At 71.3% G+C, this 25,888-nt stretch carries 25 protein-coding genes and 2 pseudogenes; 23 read left to right on the top strand and 4 right to left on the bottom strand.

From position 1 onward, the window contains the following. Positions 1-334: 334 nt before the first annotated feature. The 17 genes from EIL87_RS02395 (at position 335) to EIL87_RS02315 (ending at position 17,743) form a co-directional block, all read left to right on the top strand. The gene (locus EIL87_RS02395) at positions 335-1,420 is read left to right on the top strand and encodes a sensor histidine kinase (RefSeq protein WP_125088431.1); all 1,086 of its coding nucleotides are present in this window, start codon (positions 335-337) and stop codon (positions 1,418-1,420) included. Then, a complete protein-coding gene (locus tag EIL87_RS02390; protein ID WP_125088430.1) occupies positions 1,417-2,202 on the top strand; it encodes a LytR/AlgR family response regulator transcription factor in 786 nt (261 codons plus the stop codon). Before EIL87_RS02395 ends, EIL87_RS02390 begins: the two co-directional genes overlap by 4 nt. Further along, positions 2,199-2,549 carry a DUF485 domain-containing protein gene (locus EIL87_RS02385; RefSeq protein ID WP_125088429.1) on the top strand — a complete coding sequence of 117 codons (351 nt, stop codon included), beginning with the start codon at positions 2,199-2,201 and terminating at the stop codon, positions 2,547-2,549. Before EIL87_RS02390 ends, EIL87_RS02385 begins: the two co-directional genes overlap by 4 nt. Positions 2,550-2,552: 3 nt before the next feature. Further along, complete coding sequence (locus EIL87_RS02380) at positions 2,553-4,232, top strand: sodium/solute symporter (protein ID WP_125088428.1); 1,680 nt, start codon at positions 2,553-2,555, stop codon at positions 4,230-4,232. 168 nt (positions 4,233-4,400) lie between these two features. Beyond that, the gene (locus EIL87_RS02375) at positions 4,401-4,742 is read left to right on the top strand and encodes a DUF485 domain-containing protein (protein WP_125088427.1); all 342 of its coding nucleotides are present in this window, start codon (positions 4,401-4,403) and stop codon (positions 4,740-4,742) included. A gap of 21 nt (positions 4,743-4,763) precedes the next feature. Next, the gene (locus EIL87_RS02370) at positions 4,764-6,371 is read left to right on the top strand and encodes a solute symporter family protein (protein WP_125088426.1); all 1,608 of its coding nucleotides are present in this window, start codon (positions 4,764-4,766) and stop codon (positions 6,369-6,371) included. 219 nt (positions 6,372-6,590) lie between these two features. Then, entirely contained in the window at positions 6,591-7,022 is a 432-nt protein-coding gene (locus tag EIL87_RS02365) for an HIT family protein (protein ID WP_125088425.1), read from the top strand. A 71-nt stretch (positions 7,023-7,093) separates the two neighbouring features. After that, on the top strand, positions 7,094-7,825 hold the full coding sequence (locus EIL87_RS02360) for a TSUP family transporter (protein ID WP_125088424.1): 732 nt from the start codon (positions 7,094-7,096) through the stop codon (positions 7,823-7,825). A 220-nt stretch (positions 7,826-8,045) separates the two neighbouring features. Beyond that, positions 8,046-8,933, top strand: coding sequence for a universal stress protein (locus tag EIL87_RS02355; RefSeq protein ID WP_125088423.1), 888 nt, complete (start codon positions 8,046-8,048; stop codon positions 8,931-8,933). Between the two features lie 757 nt (positions 8,934-9,690). Then, complete coding sequence (locus EIL87_RS02350; protein ID WP_125088422.1) at positions 9,691-10,812, top strand: alpha-lytic protease prodomain-containing protein; 1,122 nt, start codon at positions 9,691-9,693, stop codon at positions 10,810-10,812. Between the two features lie 241 nt (positions 10,813-11,053). Then, the gene (locus EIL87_RS02345) at positions 11,054-11,800 is read left to right on the top strand and encodes an enoyl-CoA hydratase/isomerase family protein (RefSeq protein ID WP_125088421.1); all 747 of its coding nucleotides are present in this window, start codon (positions 11,054-11,056) and stop codon (positions 11,798-11,800) included. Between the two features lie 159 nt (positions 11,801-11,959). Then, positions 11,960-12,316: an ArsR/SmtB family transcription factor gene (locus EIL87_RS02340; RefSeq protein WP_125088420.1), complete on the top strand. Its 357-nt coding sequence runs from the start codon at positions 11,960-11,962 to the stop codon at positions 12,314-12,316. Positions 12,317-12,318: 2 nt separating this feature from the next. After that, complete coding sequence (locus tag EIL87_RS02335) at positions 12,319-12,804, top strand: SRPBCC family protein (RefSeq protein ID WP_125088419.1); 486 nt, start codon at positions 12,319-12,321, stop codon at positions 12,802-12,804. Positions 12,805-13,177: 373 nt separating this feature from the next. After that, entirely contained in the window at positions 13,178-14,716 is a 1,539-nt protein-coding gene (locus EIL87_RS02330; RefSeq protein ID WP_199740168.1) for an acyl-CoA synthetase, read from the top strand. Positions 14,717-14,780: 64 nt separating this feature from the next. Beyond that, a complete protein-coding gene (locus tag EIL87_RS02325; RefSeq protein WP_199740166.1) occupies positions 14,781-15,185 on the top strand; it encodes a circadian clock KaiB family protein in 405 nt (134 codons plus the stop codon). Then, positions 15,182-16,666: a circadian clock protein KaiC gene (gene kaiC / locus EIL87_RS02320; protein WP_125088418.1), complete on the top strand. Its 1,485-nt coding sequence runs from the start codon at positions 15,182-15,184 to the stop codon at positions 16,664-16,666. The genes EIL87_RS02325 and kaiC overlap by 4 nt, the downstream gene beginning before the upstream one ends. An 18-nt stretch (positions 16,667-16,684) precedes the next feature. Next, on the top strand, positions 16,685-17,743 hold the full coding sequence (locus tag EIL87_RS02315; RefSeq protein ID WP_125088417.1) for a PAS domain-containing sensor histidine kinase: 1,059 nt from the start codon (positions 16,685-16,687) through the stop codon (positions 17,741-17,743). 99 nt (positions 17,744-17,842) lie between these two features. On the opposite strand, the pseudogene EIL87_RS02310 reads toward EIL87_RS02315, so the two are convergent. Together EIL87_RS02310 and EIL87_RS02305 are read right to left on the bottom strand one after the other, a co-directional pair. Then, positions 17,843-18,593, bottom strand: a pseudogene (locus tag EIL87_RS02310) (nucleotidyltransferase domain-containing protein). 98 nt (positions 18,594-18,691) lie between these two features. Continuing rightward, positions 18,692-18,952, bottom strand: a complete 261-nt coding sequence (locus EIL87_RS02305; protein WP_125088416.1) for a DUF3040 domain-containing protein — start codon at positions 18,950-18,952, stop codon at positions 18,692-18,694. Between the two features lie 155 nt (positions 18,953-19,107). Here EIL87_RS02305 and EIL87_RS02300 point away from each other — a divergent pair, with 155 nt between their 5' ends. The 5 genes and pseudogenes from EIL87_RS02300 (at position 19,108) to EIL87_RS02280 (ending at position 22,717) form a co-directional block, all read left to right on the top strand. Further along, complete coding sequence (locus EIL87_RS02300; RefSeq protein ID WP_125088415.1) at positions 19,108-19,389, top strand: 4a-hydroxytetrahydrobiopterin dehydratase; 282 nt, start codon at positions 19,108-19,110, stop codon at positions 19,387-19,389. Positions 19,390-19,524: 135 nt separating this feature from the next. After that, positions 19,525-19,731 carry a hypothetical protein gene (locus tag EIL87_RS26710; protein WP_158628566.1) on the top strand — a complete coding sequence of 69 codons (207 nt, stop codon included), beginning with the start codon at positions 19,525-19,527 and terminating at the stop codon, positions 19,729-19,731. Positions 19,732-19,860: 129 nt separating this feature from the next. Then, positions 19,861-20,130 (top strand): annotated as a pseudogene (locus EIL87_RS27290) (ArsR/SmtB family transcription factor); the annotation flags it as partial. A gap of 287 nt (positions 20,131-20,417) precedes the next feature. Next, on the top strand, positions 20,418-21,293 hold the full coding sequence (locus EIL87_RS02285) for an aldo/keto reductase (protein ID WP_199740164.1): 876 nt from the start codon (positions 20,418-20,420) through the stop codon (positions 21,291-21,293). A 155-nt stretch (positions 21,294-21,448) separates the two neighbouring features. Further along, on the top strand, positions 21,449-22,717 hold the full coding sequence (locus EIL87_RS02280; RefSeq protein WP_233575954.1) for a M20 family metallo-hydrolase: 1,269 nt from the start codon (positions 21,449-21,451) through the stop codon (positions 22,715-22,717). A gap of 5 nt (positions 22,718-22,722) precedes the next feature. Here the strand turns inward: EIL87_RS02280 and EIL87_RS02275 are convergent, their stop codons facing one another. After that, positions 22,723-23,865, bottom strand: coding sequence for an NAD(P)-binding domain-containing protein (locus EIL87_RS02275; RefSeq protein WP_125088412.1), 1,143 nt, complete (start codon positions 23,863-23,865; stop codon positions 22,723-22,725). A 107-nt stretch (positions 23,866-23,972) separates the two neighbouring features. Then, positions 23,973-24,776 (bottom strand): SAM-dependent methyltransferase, encoded by an 804-nt coding sequence (locus tag EIL87_RS02270; protein ID WP_125088411.1) that lies wholly within the window; start codon positions 24,774-24,776, stop codon positions 23,973-23,975. Between the two features lie 269 nt (positions 24,777-25,045). Here EIL87_RS02270 and EIL87_RS02265 point away from each other — a divergent pair, with 269 nt between their 5' ends. Then, the gene (locus EIL87_RS02265; protein ID WP_125088410.1) at positions 25,046-25,660 is read left to right on the top strand and encodes a phosphatase PAP2 family protein; all 615 of its coding nucleotides are present in this window, start codon (positions 25,046-25,048) and stop codon (positions 25,658-25,660) included. The last annotated feature ends 228 nt before the right edge of the window (positions 25,661-25,888 follow it).

Genomic DNA, 25,888 nt, shown 5'->3' with positions numbered 1-25,888 from the left:
GGCCTGCTCCGCCCAGAACGCCTCACGATCGGCCTCGGCCTGCTCGTACAGCGCCGACGTGGCGTTGGCCTGCGCCGCGAATTCCTCAGACGGCTCGTATCGGTCGTGGGCGACGTTGCTCACGGGCACTCCCTGCAGATCGGCGGTGCTCGGTACTGGCTGGGCAACGTAAGCGGTCCTCGTGACCTGTGGCACCACGTGCGCGACCGATCGTCCCGCTGACGCGGTCGAACGCCGCCGATGTGCGACGAGCGGTTGACGAGCGGTCTCGCCCGCATCAGTCGATCGGATTAGCATCTCGGCATCCGTCAACGGCGATTGCTGGAGTTCGTGGATGCCTGCACCGATCAACCGCTTGCCGCAGTCCGGCGCGTGGTTGCCCCGGCGCTCGGACTCCGAACCCGTGCTGCGCACCGCCCGGCGACTGGCCCAGAACCTGCGCCCGGGGCTCGCCGGGCCCGGCGTCCCGGCGGCGCTGCGCGACCTGCGGCGCCTCCTGGACGTCGACGCCGTCGCGATCAGCGACCTGTCCGGCGCGCTGCAGTGGTCCGGCCGGTCGAAGGCCGAGCCCGACGTGGTGAGCGCGGTGGCCGACGTGCTCCACACCGAGACCCGCAGCGGCCGTCCACCCGTGGTGGCGATGCCGCTGCTGGTGCACGAGGAGCTCGCCGGGGTGCTGGTCGTGGAGGGAGAGGTCCGCCTGTCCGCGGTGCGCGAGGCCACCGCCTGGGTCGAGGACGCGCTGGAGCACGGCCGCCTCGAGGACTCGGCGGAGCTGGCCGCGCAGGCCGAGCTGCGCTCGCTGCGCGCCGAGATCTCGCCGCACTTCATGTACAACGCGCTGACCGTGATCGGCTCACTGGTGCGCTCCGACCCCGAGCGCTCCCACGAGCTCATGCTCGACTTCGCCGAGTTCATCCGCTACGGGCTGGCCCGGCACCGCGACTACACCACCGTCTCCGACGAGTTCCACGCCATCGAGACCTACCTGGCCCTGCAACGGGCGGTGCTGGGGGAGCGGCTGCGGGTGCAGATCCGCGTCGCCCCCGAAGTGCTGGCCGTGGCGATCCCGTACCTGGTGCTGCAGCCGCTGGTGGAGAACGCCGTCCGGCACGGCATGGAACCCCGCTTCACCCCCGGGTCGGACGGGGTCGGGACCGTGCAGGTGCTCGGCGAGGCCGAGGGGAGCGACCTGATCATCAGCGTGGAGGACGACGGCGTCGGCATGGACCCCGTCCTGGCCGAGGCGATCCTCGCCGGCAACGGGCCCTCCGACTCGGTCGGGCTGGCCAACGTCGACCGGCGGCTGCGCAGCGTCTACGGCGCCTGGTACGGGCTGGTCGTGGAAACCGCCGAGGGAGCGGGCACCCGCGTGGTGGTCCGCGTCCCGCGATTCCATCCGGGAGTGGTGCCGAGTTGACCGAAGGACTGCGCGCGCTGGCGGTGGACGACCTCCAGCCCGCGCTCGACGAGCTGTGCAGGCTGTTGCGCGACGCTCCCGAAGTCGGTGAGGTCGTGGCGGCCTCCGACGCGCTCGGCGCGCTGCGCACGCTGCAGAACGACCAGTTCGACGTGGTGTTCCTCGACATCTCCATGCCCGGCCTGGACGGCATGGAGCTGGCGTCGCTGCTGGCGAAGATGAGCGCACCGCCGGTGATCGTGTTCGTCACCGCCTACGAGCAGCACGCGGTCAAGGCCTACGACATCGGAGCCGTTGACTACCTGCTCAAACCGGTTCGCGCGGAACGTCTTTCGGCTGCCCTGGACCGGGTGACGCGACTGCTGTCCGCGGACGACGTCGCGCCGCCCACCGCCGCCCCGGTCCAGCCCGACGCGATGGTGGCGCTGCCGGTGGAGACCGCCGGGCGCACCCGCTACGTGCGGCGCAGCGAGGTCCTGTTCGTCGAGGCCCACGGTGACTACGTGCGGCTGAACACCCGCAGCGGGGTGCACGTGGTGCGCATGCCCCTCTCGCGGCTCGAGGAGTACTGGGAGAGCGCCGGGTTCGTGCGGGTGCACCGCAGCTTCCTGCTGTCGCTGAGCGCCGTGCGAGAACTGCGCAGCGACTCGGCGGGCGCGCTCAACGCCCACACCGAAGCCGGGGACGTCCCGGTCAGCCGTCGGCACGCCCGGGAACTGAGGGAACGGCTGCTGGAGAGCGCCCGCAACGCCGAGCTGACCAACCCGCGGGGACGCGGATGAGCGGCGGCCCCAAGCGCGTGGCGGTGACCAGCCCGCAGACCCGGGTGGCTCACGCCCGGCGCATGCTGCGGCGGCGCTGGCGCGCGCCCCGCCTCGAACCGGAGGAGGCGCTGCGGACGCAGGCCCTGTACCGGGCGCAGCGCAGGATCGGCGCGGTGACGCTGGGAGCGCTGTTCGCGTTGATCCTGGGGCTGCCGCTGATCTTCGCCCTCGCGCCGGACCTGGACGGGGTGCGCGTGCTCGACGTGCCGGTGTCGTGGGCGCTGCTGGTGCTGCTGCCCTACCCGGCGATGGCCGTGCTGGCCCGCTGGCAGTTGCGCCGGGCCGAACGCGCCGAGGAGCGCTGAGCCGTGTTCGCACTGCTGGCCGTGGCCGCGGTCGTGCTCCTGACGCTGCTCATCGGGCTGCGCGGGGTGGCCGCCATGCGCACCACCTCCGACTTCCTGGTCGCCTCCCGCCAGGTGTCCCCGCTGGTCAACGCGGCGGCGGTGTCGGGGGAGTACCTCTCGGCCGCGTCGTTCCTCGGCGTGGCCGGGCTGATGTTGTCCAACGGGGTCGGCGCGCTGTGGTACCCGGTCGGCTTCACCGCCGGGTACGTGGCGATGCTGGTGCTCGTCGCCGCTCCGATGCGGCGCTCGGGGGCGTTGACGGTGCCCGACTTCGCCGAGGCGCGCTTCGCCTCGGCGGAGCTGCGGCGGGTGGCGGCGTTCGTCGTGCTGATCATCGGGGGGCTGTACCTGGTCCCGCAGTTCCGCACGGCGGGGCTGGTGCTCAGCGTCGTCAGCGGCGCGCCGTACTGGGTGGGAGTGGTGGTGGCCGGCACCGCGGTGTCGGTGACGCTCGCGCTGGGCGGCATGCGGGCGGCGACCTACGTGCAGGCGTTCCAGTTCTGCCTGAAGCTGCTGCTGTTCGTGGTGCCCGCGATCTGGCTGGTGTCGCAGGTGGGGCCGGCGGTGCGGCAGGAGGCGCTGCACCCGGTGCCGTACACCCACTTCACCGAGGACACCCCGGTGACCTTCCGCGTCGGGGTCGACCTCGCCGTCACCGAGCCGGTGACCGCGCGCGAGCGCGACGGGCGGCCGGTGCCGCTGCCGCCCGGCCACCACGAGATCGAGCAGGGACGTGAGCTGACGTTCCCGGCGGGTGCGGCGGTGCCCGAGATCGACGGGATCGACGTGCCGGGCAGCTCGGACTGGCAGCGTCCGCTGCTGGACCTGGAGAACGCCGACCACCCGCTGCTGGGCACCTGGGCGGTGCTGGTGGCCACCATGCTCGGCACGATGGGCCTGCCGCACGTCATCGTGCGCTTCCACACCAGCCGCGACGGGCGCGCCGCCCGCCGGGCCGCGGCCATCACCGTGCTGCTGCTGGGCACCTTCTACCTGTTCCCCGGCGTCTACGGCGCGCTCGGACGGGTGCTCATGCCGCAGCTCTACCTCTCCGGCGTCACCGACTCCGTGGTGGTCGGGCTCCCCGCGCAGGTCGACACCGGCTGGGTCGGCACCGTGTTCACCTCGCTGCTCACCGGGGGTGCGTTCGCGGCGTTCCTGGCGACCTCGCTGGGGCTGCTGCTGGTGGTCTCCGGAGCGATCTCGCACGACCTCACCCCAGGCGGTCTCGTGCAGCTGCGCTGGACCGTGCTGGGGGCGGCGGCGGTGGTCGTCCTGCTCGCGCTGCCGGCCACCCACCTGTCCGCGGGACTGCTCGTGACCTGGGGTTTCACCGTGGCCGCGGCCACGTTCTGCCCGCTGCTGGTGCTCGGGATCTGGTGGCCGCGGTTGACCCGGACCGGGGCGCTGTGGGGCGTGCTCGTCGGCTTGACCGCGACCTCCGGGGCCATCGGCGCGACCCTGTTCGGGCCGAAGCTCGAGGGCTGGCCGGCGATCCTGGTGGCCCAGCCGGCGCCGTGGGCGGTCCCGCTCGCCTTCGCCACCATGATCGCGATCTCGCTGCGCGGCAAGCCCCCGCCGTGGGCCGAGACTGCCATGCTCCGGCTGCACCTCGACGAGCCCGCCCGCCCACGCGCGTAGGAGATCGCTCACGGGTGTAACGCGGAGGTTTCGCGTCCGACCGTTCGTCCCGGACGACCCACCGTTTGTCGACCGTTCGTCCCGCGCCACCGGCAGTCGGTCCCGAACGGGTACTGCACCGGCCCAGCACTCCTTAGCGTGGCGCTCCTCACACGTTAGGGAGGAACCGTGAGCACCACCGACTCGGCCAACCCGCCACCCACCCGCGATGTGTGGCACGAGGCCCACGCCAGCGAGGAGTTCGCCACGCTGCGACGGCGGCTGCGGGCGTTCGTCTTCCCGGTCTCCGCGCTGTTCCTGGTCTGGTACCTGGTGTACGTGCTGCTGGCCGACTACGCGCACGGCTTCATGGCGATCAAGCTCGTCGGCAACATCAACGTCGGGCTGGTCCTGGGACTCCTGCAGTTCGTGTCCACCTTCGTGATCACGACGCTCTACGTGCGCTATGCGAACCGGAAGCTCGACCCGCTGGCCGAACGCATCCGCGCCAAGGTCGAAGACGCCTCCTGAACCCCCTGAGGAGTAGCTGGCATGTACCACCTCGCGCAGGGGTTGCAAGGAAGCAACCCACTGCTGAACATCGGAATCTTCGCGGCCTTCGTCGTGGTGACGTTGGTCGTCGTCCTGCGGGCCAGCCGCAACACCCGCAGCGCGGCCGACTACTACGCCGGCGGTCGCGCGTTCTCCGGCCCGCAGAACGGCATCGCGATCGCCGGTGACTACCTCTCGGCGGCGTCGTTCCTCGGCATCGTCGGCGCGATCGCGCTCTACGGCTACGACGGGTTCTTGTACTCGATCGGCTTCCTGGTCGCCTGGCTGGTCGCGCTGCTGCTGGTGGCCGAACTGCTGCGCAACACCGGCAAGTACACGATGGGCGACGTCTTGGCGTTCCGGATGCGCCAGCGGCCGGTGCGCGCCGCTGCGGCGACCTCGACGCTGATGGTGAGCTTCTTCTACCTGCTGGCCCAGATGGCCGGCGCGGGCGTGCTGGTCTCGTTGCTGCTGGGCGTCTCCAGCGGGACCGGGCAGGCCGCGGTGATCGCCGTGGTCGGCGTCATCATGATCGTCTACGTGCTCGTCGGCGGCATGAAGGGCACCACCTGGGTGCAGATCATCAAGGCCGTGCTGCTGATCAGCGGCGCCGCCGTGATGACGGTGTGGACGCTGGGCCTCTACGGCTTCGACTTCTCCGGCATGATGCAGGCGGCGGTGGACCGGGCGTCCTCCGGCGAGAAGCTGCTCAGCCCCGGTGCCAAGTACGGCAAGTCGGAGACCAGCAAGCTGGACTTCATCTCCCTGGGCATCGCCCTGGTGCTGGGCACCGCGGGCCTGCCGCACGTGCTGATGCGCTTCTACACCGTGCCGACCGCCAAGGAAGCGCGTCGCTCGGTGGTCTGGGCGATCTGGCTGATCGGCCTGTTCTACCTGTTCTCGCTGGTCCTGGGCTTCGGCGCGGCGGCCATCGTGGGACCGGAGACGATCAAGGCGGCTCCGGGCTCGTCGAACTCGGCGGCACCGCTGCTGGCCCAGGCGCTGGGCGGCCCGCTGCTGCTGGGCTTCATCGCCGCGGTCGCCTTCGCCACGATCCTGGCCGTGGTGGCGGGTCTGACCATCACCGCCTCGGCGTCGTTCGCGCACGACATCTACGCCAACGTGATCAAGAGGGGCAACGTCGAGGACAAGGAGGCCGAGGTCCGCGTCGCGCGGATCACCGCGGTGGTCATCGGCGCGGTCGCCATCGTCGGCGGCATCCTCGCCCGCAACCAGAACGTCGCGTTCCTGGTGGCACTGGCGTTCGCGGTCGCGGCCTCGGCGAACCTGCCGACGATCCTCTACTCGCTGTTCTGGAAGCGGTTCAACACCTCGGGTGCTCTGTGGAGCATCTACGGCGGTCTGCTGACGACCGTGGTGCTGATCGTGTTCTCGCCGGCGGTGTCGGGGACCGACGAGTCGATGTTGCCCGACGTGGACTTCAGCTGGTTCCCGCTGCAGAACCCGGGCCTGGTGTCGATCCCGGCTGCGTTCTTCTTCGGCTGGCTGGGAACGGTCCTGTCCAAGGAGCACCTGGAGGACGAGTACGCCGAGATGGAGGTTCGCTCCCTGACCGGCGCAGGCGCGGAGAAGGCCTCCGCGCACTGACCCCCTCGGTGCCCCACCCGGTCCCGGCGGGCTCTGGCGCGACCCCCCTCCAACGCCAGAGCCCGCCGGGACATCTTCTGTCGCACGACTTCCCGATCGAAACCGGTGAGGAGCTGTTCAAGGATGCGGCGGAGCCGCCGTGCTCGCCCTTTTCAGGGGTTCCTGCTCTTGGCGCCGCCGAGCGGAGCGTTCCCCTCGGCGAGACGTAAGCTCCGGTCGATGAGTGATCAGTGCGTGTTCTGCGGCATCGTGGCCGGCGACGTGCCTAGCACACGGGTTGCCGAGGACGAGACGACCTACGCGTTCATGGACATCAACCCTGCGTCCGACGGCCACCTGCTCGTCGTCCCCAAGCGGCACAGCACCGACCTGGTCGACATCCCCGCCGAGGACCTGTCGGCGGTGACCCTGACCGCGCAGCGCGTCGCCCGGGCCGCCGTCCACGAGCTCGGAGCCGGCGGCGTGAACCTGCTCAACTGCTGCGGTGCCACCGCGTGGCAGTCGGTGTTCCACTTCCACCTGCACGTGATCCCGCGCTACCGGGACGAGGCCAAGGACCGCTTGCGCCTCCCGTGGACCCCGGAGGTCAGGGGCGACGACGGCACGATCACCGAGCTCGGCAAGCGGATCTGCACCGCCCTGGAGGGATGAGCCGCTCGGTGCGGCGTGTTCGCGCGCATACCTTCGGTCCTCGTCGGTGAGCGATCTTCCGAAGGTGGGACATGACGGCGGTGCTCGTCCTGGCGGCGTTCTGCGTGGCCGCAGCGGCTGTGGTCGGCGGCATCACCGGCTTCGCCGCCTCCCTGCTTGCCACACCTGCCCTGTTGCTGCTGGGGTTCGAGGTCGCCGACGTCGTCGTGATCAACCTGTCGGCCACGCTCGGCACGCGGATCGCCGCCCTGCGAACGCTGCGGCGGCACGTCGACTGGCGCGCCGTCGGCCTGCTGGGTGGCGGAGGGGTGCCCGGAGCCGTGGCGGGCGCCGCCACGGCGTCCTGGGTGGACCGCGAGGTGCTCACCGCCGTCGCCGGTGCCGCCGTGGTCCTCGCCGGGATCCACCTGCTGCTCACACGGAACTCCGAGGTGCGGCGCAGCGCCGGCTCGGCGTCCTTCCTCGCGGCCGGGACGCTCGGTGGTTACCTGTCGACGACCATCTCGCTGAACGGCCCTCCGGTCGCCATCCTCCTCGGCGCCACCCGCCGCACGCCGACCCAGCACGTCGCCGACTTCGCGGGCTACTTCGTCGCGGTCAACACCATGTCGCTCGGCACGCTCGCCGTCGCCGGGAGGTTCGACGCGCATCTGCTCTGGCCGGTGCTGCCCGTGCTGCTCGGCGCGGCGTTGGTGGGCAACCGGGTGGGCATGCGACTGCACCCCCGCGTGCCGGCCCGCTCCTTCCGCACCGCGGTCGCGGTCCTGGTGATCAGCGCAGGGCTCGCGACGCTCGTGGCGTGACCACCGCCGCGGGTGCCCCGTCCTCGCCCCGGCGGGGTCCGCCGAGCGAGTGGTTCCGCTCGGGAACGCTCCGTGGCCACCCGTCAGGGGGTCAGCCGCACCACGGGGTGCGACGGGCCGTGGACCCGGTTGATCACGCCGCCGCGCGGGTAGCCCACGGGTTCGGGCGCGTTGGTGGGGGCGGCCTCGCGGCCCGCTCCGGGGCGACGGGGAGGTTCGCATGGTCGAGGAAGCTCGTTCATCGGTGGTGGCCGGCTTCGACGGGACGGAGGCGTCCCGGACGGCGGTCGACTGGGCCGCGCGGGAGGCCTCCAGCCGAGGCGTCCCGCTGCTGCTCGTGCACGTCCTGGCCCGGCCCTTCCAGCACTCGCTCCCGATGCGCATCCCGGACCAGGAAGAGGTCATGGACAAGCTGCGCAACGCGGTGCTCCGGGAGCTCGACTCCCTGGAGCAGGCCTGCCGGGAGATCGACCCCGACCTCGACATCCGCAAGACCATGCCGATCGGGGACGCGGCCGAGAACCTCATCGAGCTGGCCGCCGAGGCGCAGCTGGTGGTCCTCGGCGGACCGCTGGTGGGGTCGCACACGGACCGCCTGGGCGTGACCGCCGCGGAGGTGATCGCCCGACGCGCACACGCCCCGATCGTGGTGGTCCGCGGGGAGATCACCACGGCGGGCGGTGCCCCGGTGGTCGTCGGCGTCGACGGGTCCGAGGTGAGCGACCAGGCGATCGGCTACGCCTTCGAAACCGCGTCGCGGCTCGGTCGCCCGCTGGTGGGGGTGCACTCGTGGGGCGAATCGTCGTTCAACCCGTTCGACATCATCGAGGACTGGGACACGGACCGGAGCGAGTTCCGGGACCGGGCGAGCGAAGTGCTCGCCGAGTCGATGGCGCCGTGGGACGAGCGGTACCCGGACGTGCCCGTCCGGCGCGTGGTCGGCGGGGACCCGCCCGCGCAGCTGCTCCTCGGCGAGGCCAAGGGCGCGAACCTGCTGGTCGTGGGCAGTCACGGACGGGGTGCCGTGCGCCGCGCGTTCCTGGGTTCGGTCAGCCACGCAGTGCTCAACCAGGCGAGCTGCCCGGTGGCCGTGATGCCCGCCGCGTGAGTCGGGCGACCTCCTCGTCCGCAGGCGGAGAGGTTCGAGCAGCCGGCCGTTCCCGGGAAAGGTGAACTCGTCGAAGCTGCTGCAGCGAGCGGGGACCGGTGCGCGGAGGGCGTGACCGCTGCTCTTCCGGCATCGTCACCACCCTGCTCACCCCGGGCGGGATGGCGCCTCGTCTGGAACGCGCGACGGGGAGAGGCGTTCGGATCGGGGAGAGGCGCGGGTTCCGCAAGGCCCCGGGTGGTGCGAAGCGCTCGACGCCGTGCCGGCGGTCGCGCTGAAGAATGAGGATCTTGCTCGGCACCATTGTTCAACCGCGGATTCCTCGGTCGAAGAATTGTGCCTCCGGAAATCGGATGGGGCTGTTCCGGTTCAACTGGGTGGATCACGCTGTTTCCCGTCTTTCCCGTTGTGAACGGCCGCTGCGCGAACCTCCGGAGCGAAACGTGGTGTGCGCCGCGTGAGCTCAGGCCGATCGGGTGAACCGCACAGCTGCGAACGGGTCACCGCGGGGGGAATGTCCGGAACGGTCGGATCGCGCAATGGTTTGGCGAGAAGTGCTCGCAAAACCGTGAGGGAGTTGCCCGCGCCCGGAATGTGGCTAATCTGAGGGAGTTCGACGAAAACTCCTGGCGCCACTGGTTTTCGTCGGCTCGTTCATCGTTCGGCGATCCCACCGATCGCCCTTCTGTCGACTCCACTGCAGCGGATCTCGTGTGCCCGGATCGGGTGCGTGAGATTCCTGAGAGAAAGGCGTCCGATGAAACCCAGAACCGCAGCACGCATCTCCGGAGCGGCGCTGGCCGCGGCCGGTCTTCTCACCGCGCTGACCACGCCCGCGACCCTCGCCGAGCCGGCGGCCCCGGCTGAGCCCGGGATGATCGCCGCCATGCAGCGCGATCTCGGCCTCACCGCGGAGCAGGCCGAGGCACGCCTCGCCCAGGAGGCCGTCGCGGCGCGAGCGGACAGCGCGGTGCGCGAGTCGCTCGGCGGGTCCTTCGGCGGTTCTTACTTCGACGCGGACCTGGGCAAGCTCGTCGTCGGCACCACCGACCCGGCGAAGGCCGACGAAGTGCGCGCGGCCGGTGCTGAACCCCGGCAGGTCGGCACGAGCGAGCAGCAGCTCGACCAGATCGTCGAAGTCCTCAACGGACGCAGCGAGCAGGCCCCGGCCTCGGTGACCGGCTGGTACGCGGACGTCCGGCAGAACACGGTCGTCGTGACCACCCAGCCCGGAACGGCAGCCGAGGCAACCGGTTTCGTGCAGGATGCCCGGGTGGCGCAGGAGTCGGTGCGCGTGGTGGAGTCGCCGGCGCAGCCCCGCACCTACGCCGATGTCGTCGGTGGCTACGCCTACTACACCGCGGCCGGCGCGCGGTGCTCGATGGGCTTCGCGGTGCAAGGCGGGTTCGTCACCGCCGGGCACTGCGGTGGGCAGGGCGAGCAGACCACCCAGCCGACCGGCACCTTCGCGGGCTCGTCGTTCCCCGGCAACGACTACGCCTACGTCAGCACCGGCTCCGACGACACCGGCTACCCGCTCGTCTACGACTACAGCGGTGGCTACGTCGCGGTGTCCGGGTCCAGCGAAGCTCCGCTGGGAGCGTCGATCTGCCGTTCCGGTTCCACCACGGGTTGGCACTGCGGCGCCGTGCTGGCCAAGAACCAGACCGTCCAGTACCAGCAGGGCACGGTGTCCGGCCTCACCCGCACCAACGTCTGCGCGGAGCCCGGTGACTCCGGCGGCTCGTTCATCTCCGGCAACCAGGCCCAAGGCATGACCTCGGGTGGCTGGGGAGACTGCCGCACCGGCGGGGAGACCTACTTCCAGCCCGTGCGGGAGGCGCTGTCGGCCTACGGCCTGAGCCTGCTGACCCAGTGATCTGACGGGGAAGTCCGGCGCTGCGACCCGGGTGGGTCGCAGCGCCGCTGCGCGGAGACCTCCTGCGCGTGGCCCACGATGTAGTCTGCGGCGATCGTCGGGCCATGCGGCTCATCTCGGCAAGTCACGAGACGTGCTGTACGTCAACGGTGTTCGCTGCGGTGGTCGTGCGGGCTCGACGTCGCGGTCGGCGCGCGCGGCAGCGCCGACGCGAACCGACGCCGCGCGAGGAGATCGACCGATGGCCATCGAGATCAGCGACACCGGCGAGGTCCGCACCCTCTCCACCAACCGGCCGAGCAAGGCCAACGCGCTGCTGCTGAGCGACGTCCGCGCCCTGGAGCAGGCGGTGCGCGACGCACCCGAGGACTGCCGGGTGCTCGTCTTCACCGGCACCGGTGGGCGGAACTTCTCGGCCGGCATGGACCTCGGCACGTTCCCGGGGCTGTCCGAGAGCGAAGCGCGCAGCGCCATCGCCTCGATCGGCTCCCTGATGCGCGCGGTGCGCCACGCGCCGCAGCTGTCCATCATCGCGGTGCAGGGCGCGTGCTTGGGAGCGGCCTTCGAGTTGGCCTTGGCCGCCGACCTGCGCGTCGCGCACGCGGAAGCGCTCGTCGGACTGCCGGAGGTCAAGCTCGGCATCCCGTCCGTGGTCGACGCCGCGCTGCTGCACCACCACGTCGGGCTCTCCACCGCCAAGCAGATGCTGTTGACGGGCGAACCGCTGACCGTGGCGGAACTGGCGCACACCGGGCTGGTGAACAAGACCGTCGAGCGCGAGGAGGTCGTGCCGGTGGCGCACCAGTGGGCCGCCGAACTCGCGACCCTGCCCGCCCTGGCCGTCCGCGAGCAGCGAGCGCTCATCGACGAGTGGTTGAACGTGTCGCTGCAGAGCGCGGTCGACCAGTCCATCAACACCTTCGCCCGGCTGTTCCGCTCGAGCGAGACCACCGAGCACATCACCCGCTACACGGCCGAGAGGGGCTGACGGGCGCCCCGGTCCCGTTTCCCCTCTCGCTGGCCGCGTCGCGGCGAGGTGGGTCGAAGTGCCCTGCCGGCAGCGCCTCGCGGTCAAGAACCTGTGCGCGCGGAAGCGGGTGAGGTCGCGAGCTTGTGATCTACAACCACTTGGTTGTACTTTCTTCCTGTGGACGACACCGAGACCGAGGACAGGGCCGATGCCCTCTTCCACGCGCTCGCTGATCGGACGCGACGCGACATCCTGCGCCGGGTCCTGGTCGGCGAACACTCGGTGACCGCGCTCGCGACGAAGTACGGCATGAGCTTCGCCGCCGTGCAGAAGCACGTCGCCGTTCTCGAGCGCGCCGGTTTGATCAGCAAGCGGCGCAGTGGTCGGGAAAGCCTCGCCGCCGGCGAGGTGGAGGCGGTGCGCTCAGTGGCTTCGATGCTGCGCGAGCTCGAAGAGGTCTGGCGCGGCCGCGTCGCCCGCATCGACGAACTCCTCGACGCCGAGGGGTCGACCAGGACCGATGGAGGAGAGTGACCATGCCCGTCACCGATGTCCAGCACGACGTGGACGCCCTGACCCTGACCATCACCGCCGAGTTCGCCGCGCCGGTGCAGCGCGTGTGGCAGGTCTACGCCGACCCGCGCCAGCTCGAACGGGTCTGGGGCCCGCCGAGCTACCCCGCGACGTTCGTCGACCACGACCTGCGGCCCGGTGGGCGCATGAACTACTGCATGACCTCGCCCGAAGGGGAGAAGTTCTGCGGGTGGTGGGAGGTGACGTCGGTGGACGAGCCCCGGGGGTTCACCTTCGAGGACGGTTTCGCCGACGAGGAGTTCAACCCGCTCCCCGACATGCCGGTCTCGCAGAACACCTACACCTTCACCGAGATCGACGGCGGCACGCGCGCCACCTACGTCGGCACCTACGCCTCGGCCGATGCGCTGCAGAAGGTCTTGGAAATGGGTGTGGTCGAAGGCGCTTCCTCCGCCATCAACCAGATCGACGACCTGCTCGCGTCCTGACCGCGCCGGGACCGCTCTCGTACGGCCCTCCGCGGAGGGCGCCGGGGGACCGGGGGCGGGGTCCCGCGCCGTGGCGTCCTGTGTGGAACGACTCGACCTCGTGCACGGCGCGCAGATGCCTTGCGCTGCGCGCCCGGCGCCACCGCACCGCTCGGCGCCGGGTCGGGTCCCACCGGGCATCGAGGTCCCCACCGGAAGAGGCGCGTTCGCCTCCACTTCCGGGGGTCAACGGCGCTCGTCCACTGTGGAGCGAAGTGGCGCCGGCGGGCCGGCGCGCGTCGTTGTTCTCCGCGGTTCGCCGGGATACGCTCAGCGACTATGACCCAGGACACACCCGGGTCGGCCCGCAGACCTGCGCCGTGAGGAGTGGACGATGACCACCAGCGTGCAGCCTCCGATGGACCTCGGTTCGTGGATCAGCCGCCGCGCGGCAGCAACCCCGAACCTGCCGGCCATCACGTTCACCGGGACGACGCTGACCTACGGCGAGTTGGCCGACCGCATCGACCGGCTGGCCGCCGAACTGGCCGCCGGCGGGGTCGGGCAGGGCGATCGGGTCGGCTACGCCGGGCTCAACGACCGTGAGTTCCTGGTCGCGCTGTTCGCCAGCGCCCGGATCGGGGCGGTGTTCGTGCCGCTGAACTTCCGGCTCACCGCACCGGAGATGAGCTACATCCTCGGCAACGCCGGCGTGCACACCATGCTGGCCGACACCGAGCGGGCCGCGGTGGTCGAGCAGGTCCGCACCGAAGCCGGCCTGCAGCGCACGATCGCCGTGACCGAGGCGCCCGGGTGGGAAGCGCTGCCGGACCTCCTCGCCGCCCGGGAGCCGCTGGCCGAGCCGGTGCACCCGGACGCCGACGAGGTCGCGGTGATCATGTACACCTCGGGCACCACGGGACGGCCGAAGGGGGCGATGCTCACCCACGGCAACCTGTTCTGGAACAACGTGAACGCGCTGCTCATCTACGACACGAGCCAGCAGGACGTCTCGCTGGTCGGCGCCCCGCTGTTCCACATCGGCGGGCTCAACGTCACCACGCTGAGCACGTTGCAGAAGGGCGGCCACATCGTCCTCACGCCCACCTTCGACCCCGTCGAAGCGTTGCGCCTCATCGAGCAGCACCGCGTCAGCACCATGTTCGGCGTGCCCGCGATGTTCCTGTTCATGAGCCAGGTTCCGGAGTTCGAGAGCGCCGACCTCTCCAGCGTGCGCACCTTCATCTGCGGGGGAGCCCCGGCTCCGAAGGCGCTCATCGAGCGGTACGGGCAACGCGGGGTCACCTTCGTGCAGGGCTACGGGTTGACCGAAACGGCGCCGCTGGCCCTGGTGCTGCGCACCGACGAGGTCGACGCCAAGATCGGCGCGGCGGGCAACCAGGTGCTGCCGCTGTCGGACGTGCGTCTGGTGGACGCCGAGAACAACTCGGTGCCGGCCGGGGAGCGGGGTGAGATCTGCGTGCGCGGCCCGCAGGTGATGGCCGGCTACTGGAAGGACAAGGCCGCCACCGACGCGGTGATCGACGCCGAGGGCTGGTTCCACACCGGTGACATCGGCGTGGTCGACGACGAGGGCTACGTCTACGTCGTCGACCGGGTCAAGGACATGGTCATCTCCGGCGGGGAGAACGTGTACCCGGCGGAGGTCGAGGACGTGCTGTTCCACCACCCGGCGATCGCCGACGTCGCGGTGGTGGGCACCCCGCACGACCGCTGGGGTGAAGCCGTCACCGCCGTGGCGGTCCTGCACCCGGACGCCACGCTCTCGCTCGAGGAGCTCCGCGAATTCGCCCAAGGGCGCCTGGCGGGGTACAAGCTCCCGCTCCGCCTCGAGGTCGTCGAGGAGCTCCCGCGCACCTCCAGCGGCAAGATCATGAAGTACCGCCTCCGGAACCAGCTGGCCGAACCCTGACGTCTCGGGTGGTTCCGGCAACTCGACGCGGTGGCCCGCCGCTGCGCGGGACGCGGTGCCCGGGGTGTTGGGGCACGATGGGTGGTGGCTGGTCAGCGACGCGTGGTGGGACCGCGCGGCGTTGACGCGCGGACCCGGTGCGACGAAGGCACGTGGTCAGGTGGCGGATTTCTCGTTCAGGTTGTTCGTGGTCGGGCAGACCGAGCGCTCCCAGGCCGCGTGGACGAACCTGCGCACCGTGTGCGAACGCCTGGTGCCCGGCCGCTACGAGATCGAGGTCGTCGACGCCGCCGAGCACCCGGAACTGGCGGCCGAGCAGCGGGTCCTGGCCACCCCCACGGTGGTCAGGATCGCGCCGGGCCCGCAGAGGCGGGTGGTCGGCGACCTGTCCGACCACTCCCGCACCACAGCCGCGTTGGGCCTGCCCGGCAACGCTGAGCTGCCCCCGGAATGGCGGTGTGACTCGTGAGCGGTAGCGGAGCGATCGAACGCCTTCCGACCGGCATCGGCGGTTTCGACCAGGTCGCGCTGGGCGGACTGCCCGCAGGGCGCGCCACGCTGGTGACGGGGACGACCGGCAGCGGGAAGACGGTGTTCGCCGTGGAGTTCCTCGCCCGCGGCATCAGCGGTTTCGGCGAGCCCGGGGTCTTCGTCACGTTCGAGGAGAAGCCCGCGGCCGTGCGCAGCAACGCCGCGTCGTTGGGAGAGCCCATCGACGTGTGGGAGAGCGAGGGTGCCTGGACCTTCGTCGACGCGTCGGCGGAGGTGGAGGAGAGCGTCGCCGTCGGCGACTTCGACTTGGCCGCTCTGGTCGCGCGCATCGAGGACGCCGTCCGCCGCACGGGCGCGAAGCGCGTCGCGCTCGACTCCCTCGGCGCGATCCTCACCCGCTTCAGCGACGCCGCCAACGTCCGCCGAGAACTGTTCAGGATCGCCTCCTCCCTCGAAGGCCTCGGAGTCACCGCGGTGCTCACCACCGAGCGGTCGGCTGAGCACGATGGCGTGTCGCGGCTGGGCGTCGAGGAGTTCGTGCTCAACAACGTGATCATCCTCCGCAACGTGCTGGACAGCGGCCAGCGCCGCCGGACCATCGAGATCGTCAAGTTCCGCGGTGCGGGGCACCGGACCGGGGAGTGGTTGTTCGCCATCGACCCGCAGGACGGGATCGTGGTGGTGCCCCTGGCCTTCCTCGGCGAGCCGGCCCGCGCCTCGCGCGAGCGCGTGTCCTCGGGCATCGCGGAGCTGGACGCGATGTGCGGGGGTGGTCCCTACCGGGACGCGATCACGTTCCTCAGCGGTTCTCCCGGCTCGGGCAAGACCTTGGTCGGACTGCGCTTCGCCGCCGCCGCGCTCGAGGCGCGGGAGCGATGCCTCTTCTGCACCTTCGAGGAAACCCACGAGCAGCTGGTGCGCACCGCTGCGGGCTGGGACGTCGACGTGGAGGAGGCGGAGGGGAGCGGGCTGCTGCGCGTGGTGGCGGAGCACCCGGAGGAGTCCTCGCTGGAGGACCACTTCATCCGGATGCGGCGCCACGTCACCGAGTTCGCGCCCCGGCGGGTGGTGATCGACACGGTCTCCGCGCTCGAGCGCATCACCAACCCGCAGGGGATGCTCGACTTCCTGGTCGCCCTGGGCGCGGTGTTGCGCCCTCGCGAGATCACCGCGCTGCTCACCTCCTCGTCGGGCCCTCGCCTGGGAGACCGGATGCCGCCCGAGGTCGCCGTGGAGATCAACAGCCTCGTCGACGTGACGATCCTGCTGCGCGACCTGGAGAGCGGCGGCGAGGTGCGGCGCGCCGTCGTCGTGCCGAAGGCCCGGGGCACCTCGCACGACCAGCGCATCCGCCGGGTGGACATCGACGACCGCGGCATGCACATCGGCGAGCCGCTCGACTCCGCGTCCACCACCCTGGTTCCCGAGCAGCCGCAGCAGCCGGCAGAGCCGCTGTAGGCGATGGAGCGGTGACTGATGAGCGAGCCGTCGAACGCTCCTTCCGGTGGACGACGAGACCCCGGCGCCCCGTCGAACGGCGGTGGCGAGCAGACGTTGGTGACCGCCGCGGCCGACGGGATCGTCGCGGTCGACCACAACGGCATCATCCGCTCGTGCAACCCGGCGGCCGAGGCGCTGTTCGCCCGGCCGGCGACCGAGCTCGTCGGAAGCTCGTTCGGGTTCCCGATGGTCAACCAGGAGACGAGCGAGATCGACCTCCTCGCCCCCGGCAGGTCGCCGCGGGTGGTGGAGATGCGGGTGACCACCGCCGGCTGGCAGGGCGAACAGGTCCACGTCGCCTCGCTGCGGGACGTCACGCGTCGGAAGCGGGTCGAACAGGAGCTGGAGACGGCGCTGGAACGGCAATCCGCCATCGTCGCCGTCGCCGCCCACGAGCTCCGCGCTCCGGTGGCGGAGATCAAGCTGCTCGTGCGCAGCCTCCAGGACCACCTCTCCGGCCACGGCGACAAGCGCGGTCGTGACCTCGTCGAGCAGGTCCTCGAGCGCGTGGACGGGCTCTGGGGGCTGATGCGCAAGCTGCTCACCGCCTCGCGGATCGACGCGGAGAACGCCCGAGCCCTCCGCGAACCGGTGCCCGTGCTCGAACTCATCCTCGAACGGCTGGCCGTCTTCGGTGACAAGGCCCGGGACGTGACGTTCTCCTGCAGCCCGGACCTCGTGGCCATGGTCGACAGGCAGGAGTTCTCCGAGATGCTCACCAACTACCTGGAGAACGCCTTCAGCTACGGGAGACCGCCGGTCGAGATCAACGCCACCGAGCGGTCGGGCGGGGTCGAGCTGCAGGTGTGCGACCACGGTTCCGGGGTGCCGGAGGAGTTCGCGCCGCGGATGTTCGACCGCTTCAGCCGTGACCCGAACACCGGACGTGACGTGGAGGGAACAGGGCTCGGGCTCTGGATCGTCCGCAACCTCGCCGAAGCCAACGGCGGGAGCGCCTGGTACGAACGCGCCGAGAGCGGCGGGGCCTGCTTCTGCCTCCGGCTCGAACCGCAGCAGGGGACCGGCTCGACCTGAACACCTCGCGACCGGTCGTGCTCCTCGTCCCGTCGTGCCCTCCGACATGGGCCGCGTCACCGAGCGGCCGAGCCCTAGCGGAGTGGTTCCCCACAGGACCTAGGTCGCGGAGTCGAAGAGGTCCCTGGAGTCGGCGAGGCCCTGGTGCAGAGCTTCGGGGTCCGGAGCGAGCTTCGCGGTGATGGCGTCGAGGTCGCGGAGATCAGCGTCGTGCAGCAACCGCTTCTCGTTGGTGACCCACTGACCGCGGGCGGCCAGCACCGCGTGCGCGGTGAACATGGCGGCGGGTCGCGAGCGCGCCCGCTACCTCCGTGGCCTGGCCGCGCGCGGCGTAGGCGCCTTCGGCGTACTGCAAGGTCATCGTCGCGCGGTCCCGCCACACCGGGGGAGCCGATCCCCGGAGCGCTGCGGGGTGGTCGGGACGCGGCAGGCTGCCGTGCGGCGTGCGGTTGAAGGCGAGCTCGGCGACGACCAGGTAGCTCGGGATGCCCGCGAGGTGGAACATCAGCGGCTCCCAGTGGAACCGACCCCGCTCGGCCTCGGCGAGCTCGTGCTCGACCACGTCGAGGTCGCGGTAGTGCACGTCGACGTGCCGACCGTCGATCGTCAGCCAGGCACCGCCGTTGAAGACACCGCCACCCCACGCACCGATCTCGGACACCTCGCCGTCCCAGCCGATCGCGCGCAGGTCCGCGGGCGCGAATCCGCCCCGGTAGTGGAGAGCGAGGTCCCAGTCGCTGTCCGGGCGGTGGGTGCCCTGGGCCCGGGAGCCGCCGAGCGTGACCGCCTGCACGCGCGGGAGGGCCTCCAACCGCTCGGTGACGTGCGCGAGGAACCGCTCGTCGGTCATGACCACCCTGTCCTGGTCGAAGGCGTTCGCAGAGCAGGAGCATGCTCACTCCCACCAGCTTCGGCGCCGGTGGGAGTGCGCACGGGGGTCAACCTGGGCTACCGGGATCGGAAGGTCCAACCGTTGAGCATGAGCAGGGCCGTGGCCACCAGGGCGGTGGTGACGAAGGCAGCGGCTTCACCGAGGACGAGGCACAGCACTGCCAGAGACGCTGAAGCCAGGCCGAGAGCTCTGCGGGTGTTCAGCCAAGTGCGGAAGCGGCTGCGAGGCTTGGCCATCTCGCCTGCGAGCCCGGGGTCTTCGGTGCGCAGCTGGCGCTCCATCTCACCGAGGATTCGGCGTTCGTGGGGTTGAAGCATGGCGTCCTCCGGCAGTCGACCGGACCAGTTGAGGTCACGATCGCTGACCCGCGTGCGGTGCCGGTAGGGCCGATAGGCCCTGATCCGGACGGGCCGGCTCGCGGCCGGTCAGTAGACTCGGTGTCGTCGATCATCCCGCGCCGGAAGGAGTCGCGATGCTCAGCGACGACGAGGTGGCTCGCGCCCTGCAAGACCTGACCGGCTGGACCGGTGATGCGCGTTCGATCAGCCGGACATGGACGGTGAAGGGTTTCAACGGGGCGGTGCAGCTGGCGAACGTGGTGGCGTGGGCGGCCAACCGGGCCAACCACCACCCCGACATCCGCATCCACGACTACAAGTGCGTGACCGTCACCTCGCTCACCCACGACGAGGGCGGGACGACCGAGCACGACCTCGCCCTCGCACGCCGCCTCAACGGGATCCTCGACGCCTGAGCCCCGTCACCCGCAGCAAGGCCTCCGCCGAGGCGCCGGAGGCGGGGGCGTCGTCCTCGACGACGTGGACAGCCCACGGCTCGCGGCCGGGTCCGTGGACCCAGACGTCGTCCTTGGGGCGGGTAGCAGCAGGTCGTGTGCTTCGGCCTCGGTGAGCGGACCGAGGGCCCGGAGCCGCTCGGCGGCGTCGACCGCCTCGGTGCTGTCGACTTCCACGCCCAGGTGGTCCCGCGCGGTGTCCTGCCCGGCCTCACCCGCGATCAGCACGAGCTCGAGCGGTGGTTCGATGAGGGCGAAGCCGGCCACCGCTTGGCGGGTTCGCGGCCGAAGAGCGTCGAGTAGCGCGCTGGAGGCTTCCAGGTCGCCCACGCGAAGAGCCGGTGGCCGACGGGACCGCTTGCTCCGCTGCTTCGGCAGCGGTCGAGGTAGCTGCGTGCGAAACAGGCGGCTGTGGGCCTGTGCTGATCACGGGTGGTGCGCGAGCCGCTGGACGACGAGCAGGCCACCTCGCTGGCGCGGGTGTTCAAGGCGATCGGGGAGCCGGTGCGGTTGCTGTCGCTGCTCGCCTCGCACACCGGAGGTGAAGCGTGCGGGGGCGATCTGACTGGGGCGTTCGACCTGGCCGGACCCACGATCTCCCACAACCTCGAGGTGCTGCGCGAGACCGGTGTGATCGAAGGCGAGCGGCGTGGGACGTGGAGGTGCTCCCACGTGCGGCCGGAAGCGCTGCGCTCGCTCTCCCCGGCCTGGCACCGTCCGAGACGCCAGCGGCCAACACGTGATCGGAACGACGCAGCGGCCTGCGGCCGTGGGGGTCGGGCTCGACCGCGTGCTGCCTGCGCCACCCCGCCGGAAGCGACGCCTCCCACCCGCCGTCCGCGGGCAGCGCGTCGCGGCGGTCCGCGCGATCCGTGGTGGAATCGACCGGCGGGTCCGGGATCTCCCGGACGAACTCGTGCGGTGAGGTGACACGACCTATGCGGACCGTTCCGCTCGGAACGACTCAAGCGCCGAACATCATCTCGGGGATGATGCGGATCGCGGACAAGACCGATGAGGAGATCCGGGAGATCTACACCGCGGCCCGCGAGGCCGGGATCGACTTCTTCGACCACGCGGACATCTACGGCTCGCAGCACGGAAGGCACTGGTGCGAGCGGAGGTTCGCCGAGGCGCTGGGCCTGTCCAGCGACGAGCGGGAGCAGATCACGCTGCAGACCAAGACCAGCATCGTCGACGGGTACTACGACTCCTCCTACGAGCACGTCGTCTCGTCGGTGGAGGAGTCGCTGCGCGCGCTGGGCACGGACCACGTCGACGTGCTGCTGCTGCACCGCCCGGACGCGCTGGTCGAGCCTGATGAGGTGGCCCGCGCCTTCGACGAGCTCGAATCCAGCGGCAAGGTGCGCAACTTCGGCGTCTCCAACCACACCCCGGGCCAGATCGAGCTGCTGAAGACGGCCGTGCGCCAACCGATCGTGGTCAACCAGGTGCAGCTGTCGGTCGCGCACGCGACGATCATCGCGCAAGGGCTCACCGCCAACACGGCCGAGGACGGCGCGCTCGTGCGCGACGGAGGCGGCCTGGTCGACCACTGCCGCATCAACGGCATCACCCTCCAGGCGTGGTCGCCGTTCCAGAAGACCTCCCCGGGCGGGGTCTTCCTCGACGACCCGGAACACCCGGAGCTCAACGCGCTGTTGGAGAAGCTCGCAGTCAAGTACGGCGCCACCCCGATGGCCATCGCCACGGCGTGGATCACCCGCCACCCGGCGGGAATGCAGGTCGTGCTCGGCACCACCAACACGCAACGCATCACCGACGCCGCGGCGGGCTCGGACCTCCGCCTCACCCGGGCCGAGTGGTACGGCCTCCTCCGAGCAGCGGGGCACCTCGTTCCCTGATCACCGGTCGTGCCCGGAGCTGACCCACTGGACTGACGTCTTCCGGTTCGGGGGCCAGGTTCAGCGGGAACGTCCGCGGATCGCTCCGGGACCCGCCGTGTTCGAGGCGGCAGCATGGCGCCGAGGCGGATCGGTCGAGTGAGAGGCAGGACGCTGTGCGAGGCATCGAGCTGCTGGAGCCCCACCAGGAGCGGTTGTGGTCGGACGTGCACGAGCTCGCCGAGCTCTCCGAACCCGACTCGGCGGGGTGGACGCGCCGCTTGTTCAGCGAGCCCTACCGAGCCTCGCGGGCGTGGGTCCGGGCGCGGATGCGCGACGCGGGGCTCGAGGTCGTCACCGACCCGGCCGGCAACATCGTCGGCAGGTTGGCGGGCCGGCGCGGTGGGCCGCCGCTGGTCACCGGCTCGCACACCGACACCGTCGAGGGTGGCGGTCGTTTCGACGGCGTCGTCGGGGTGCTCGGTGCGATCGAGGTCGCGCGCAGGCTGCGCGAGACCGGCACCCGGCTCGACCACGACCTGCTGGTGGTCGACTTCCTCGGGGAGGAGGCCAACCCGCACTCGGGCACCTGCCTGGGCAGTCAGGCCGCCACCGGCGTGCTCACCGCCGCCGACCTCGACCTCCGCGACGGGAAGGGCACGCGGCTCGGTGACGCCCTGCGCGGGTTCGGCGTCGACCCGGAGGGCGTGCTGCGCCCGGGCTGGGCCACCGGCCCGTTGCACGGGTACGTCGAGCTGCACATCGAGCAGGGACCGACGCTGCGGCGACGGGGTGTCGAGATCGGCGTGGTCACCGCCATCGTCGGCATCGACCGACTGCTGGCGACGTTCATCGGGCGCGCTGACCACGCCGGCACCTGCCGCATGGACGAGCGCAAGGACGCGCTGGTGGCCGCGGCGAAGACGGTGCTGGCCGTGGAGCGCATCGGTTGCACCGGCCCGGAATCGGCGGTTGCGACCTGCGGCACGCTCGGCCTGGAACCCGCTGCGGAGAACGTCGTTCCCGGCCGGGCGGTGCTGGCCGCGGAATTCCGCTCCGACGACCAGGCCTGGCTGTCCCGCGCGCAGCGTCGGATCGCCGAGGAGATCGGCAGCCTCGCCGCGGAGAACGGCGTGGAGGCGTTGCTGGAGTGGAGCTCCGACAACGACGTCGTCCCCACCGCCACCAGCGTGCAGGACCTGACCGCGGCCACGGCCGACGAGCTCGGGCTGCCCTGGGTGGCGATGCCGAGCGCGGCGGGGCACGACGCCGCGCACCTCGCGGCGCGCTGCCCGGCCGGGATGATCTTCGTGCCCTCCCACGACGGCCGCAGCCACTGCCCGGAGGAGTGGACCGAACCCGACGAGATCGCCACCGGCGTGCACCTGCTCGCCGCGACGCTGCTGCGCATGGACCAGCGCACCTCCGTGCGCCCGGAGCCCTGACCGGCTCAGCCGGCTGGCGTCACGGTGGGGTCCCGCCGGCGGAGGTGGCGGACGAGCGCGTGGGCGGCCTCGCGGCCCGCGCGGTTGGCGCCGACGGTGGATTGGGAGGGGCCGAAACCGACGAGGTGCACGCGAGGGTCACCGACGACCTGAGTTCCGCGCACCCGGACACCGCCGAGCTCGGTGCGCAGGCCGAGCGGATCCAGGTGCGCCAGTGCGGGTCGGAACCCGGTGGCCCAGAGGATCACGTCCACCGGGGTGAACGTCCCGTCGGCCTCGCGGAGCCCTCTCGGTTCGATCCGGGTGAACAGGGGACGGCGCTGCAGCGCCCCGCGCTGCGCGGCGGCCACGGCGTAGGAGGTCCAGGCCAGCCCGGTGTAGGAGACGATGCTGCCGGCGGGACGGCCGGCTTCGACGTCGGCAGCCACCTCGGCGACGACCTCGCGCCCGGCGTCGCGGTCGAACGCGCCCTCGCGGAACACGGGTTCCCGGCGCGTGTACCAGAACGTCGTCGCGACCTCGGAGATCTCCGCGAGCTGCTGCACGGCCGAGATGCCCCCGCCGACGACGGCGACGCGCAACCCCGCGAACCGCTCGGCGGCGACGTAGTCCTGGGTGTGCAGCTGCCGACCCCGGAAGGTCTCCTGACCCGGGTAGTGGGGGAGGACCGGGTTGGTCCAGGTCCCCGTCGCGTTGATGACCGCGCGGGTGGTCCACCGCCCGCGGTCGGTCTCGACGAGCAGGTCCCCGTCGGGCTCGTCCGGGACGGCGGGCCGGACGGCGGTGACCTGCACCGGTCGCAGCACGGGCAGCTGCGTGGCTCGCTCGAAAGCGCTGAAGTAGCGCGGCACCGCCACCCGGCTGGGCTCGTCCGGGTCGACCGGCGGCTGGGCGAACCCGGGCAGGTCGAAGATGCCGTTCACGGTCGCCATCCGCAGCGATTCCCAGCGGTGGCGCCACGCGCCCCCGGGCGCCTGGTTGGCGTCGAGCACCACGAAGCTCCGCGCCCCGGTGTCCTCGAGCGCGCTGACGAAACCCTTGCGCTGCAGGTGGTAGCCGGCCGACAAGCCCGCCTGCCCGCCACCGAGGACCACCACGGTGGCCGTGCGGTCGCCACCGGGCGCGCTGGCGTCGACCCCGAACTGCATGCTGGTCTCCTCAAGCGGCACGACTGAGCACGCGGTTCAACAACCGGCGCCCTCCCGTATTCCAGGGAGGTCGGCGGAGGTGCTGCGGGCCACCGATGTGGGCCGGGTCAGCCGCTCCGCGCCACCGCGCCGTAGCCGCCGGCCGGTGCTTCCGGCGTCACCACCGGCCAGTGGTTGATCGGGACCAGCCCGGGTTCGACGAGGGAGTAGGCCTCCACCAGACCGGCGATCTCGTCGCGGTCGCGCACGATGACCGGGGTCGGGGTGGTGTTGTAGAGCTCCCGACCCCGTGCCACTTGCGCGTCGGTCATGCCGACGCCCGCGACGTGGGAGATCGCCAGGTAACTGCCGGGGGCGCACCTGTCGGTGTACGCGCGCAGGACCTCGGCCGGTCGGTCGGCGTCGGGGAGGAAGTGCAGCACCGCCACGGCGAGCACGGCGACGGGCCTGCTGAAGTCCAGCAGCTCGGCGACCTCGGGTGAGGACAGGACCGCCCCGGGATCGCGGATGTCGGCGCGGGTGATCTCGGCACGGGGCTCGGCACCGAGCAACGAGCGCGCGTGCAGCACGGCGACGGCGTCGTGGTCGACGTAGAGGACGCGGGCCTCCGGGTTGTGCCGGTGCGCGATCTCGTGGACGTTGCCGACGGTCGGGATGCCCGAGCCGAGGTCGAGGAACTGGTCGACGCCCTGCTCGCAGAGGTAGGCCACGGTGCGTCCGAGGAAGTCGCGGTTGGCGCGCGCGGCTCGGCCCGCCTCGGGCGTGATGGCCAGGACTTCGTCCGCGGTGTCGCGGTCGATCGCGAAGTTCGCGGCGCCGCCCAGGTAGTAGTCGTACATCCGCGCGACGTTCGGCGCGGACAGGTCGACGCCGTCGCTGAGGTCGAACACCCCGTGCTCGTCTGCGGTCATGACGAACCTCCCACACCGGACTGCGGCGGACCGTACTCCGACGTGCGCCGAAGATCGAGCTTTACGCTCCGCCGGGTGACGTGGATCGAATCAGACCGTGGGGGAACGATCTTCGGACGGCGTCCGCCGAGCGAGGCGGTCGGCGCCACCTGAGGGCGGACTGCTCCCGCCCGTGGAGGACAATCAGGACGACACGTCTTGCCGCGCAGCGCGTTCCGCGCTCGGCGGCGGACACCGGGTGTGGTTGGAGCGAGGGGCTTCTCACGGACATGCAGATCGAGTCTCGGACGGCGGTGGGGGCGTGGTGGGTCGACCGGCTCGCGCGGGTGATCACGGAGGTGTTGGCGCCGTGGGTCATCGTGACGGTGCTGCCGCTCGTCGTGGCGTGGCGGGCGACGCGGGCGGTCGGGCCGGCCTTGGGGTGGGGTCTGCTGGTCGCGCTGACCAGCAGCCTGCTGCCGATGGCGGTGATCGTGTGGGGTGCGCGTGCGGGCCGCTGGGACGGTCACCACGTCCGCGATCGGGAGGGCAGGCTCGTCCCGTTCCTCGCCCTGATCGCGTCGAGCACCGTCGGGTTGGCGCTCCTGGTCGCGTGGGAGGCGCCGCGGATGGTGGTCGCGCTGGACATCACCATGGTGGTCGCCTTGGTGGTGACCGCGGCGATCACGGTGTGGTGGAAGGTGTCCATGCACGCCGCCGTCGCCGCCGGCGCCGCGGTGGTGCTCATCGTGGCGCACGGTCCGGCGTGGTGGCTGTCCTCGCCCGTCGTCGCGGCCATCTCGTGGTCGCGAGTCCGCCTCGGTGATCACACGACGGCCCAGGTCGTCGGCGGCATCCTGGTCGGTGCGGCCATCGCCGCAGGCCTGTTCACGCTGGCAGCCTGACCAGAGCCGCGAGGCTGTTCCGCTCGGCGGTGCCTGCTCCAGCGGCTTCGCACCTCCGTTCGACCATCTCGCGCGAAGCGGACGGGGCCGGATGCAACTCGCTGCGAGGAGGGTGACTTCCTCGGACACATCAGGGCGCTTTCCTGAACCCGCGCGTGTCGGTCTGCCCGGGTCTCAGGACGGCTGCTCAGAGCCTCGGTGTGCGGAGCCCGTCAAGATGCGCTCGAG

Origin of the sequence: Saccharopolyspora rhizosphaerae, from assembly GCF_003931915.1 — a bacterium.
In the GTDB taxonomy this organism is placed as follows: domain Bacteria; phylum Actinomycetota; class Actinomycetes; order Mycobacteriales; family Pseudonocardiaceae; genus Saccharopolyspora; species Saccharopolyspora rhizosphaerae.
This window is presented reverse-complemented; position numbering and strand designations above follow the sequence as displayed.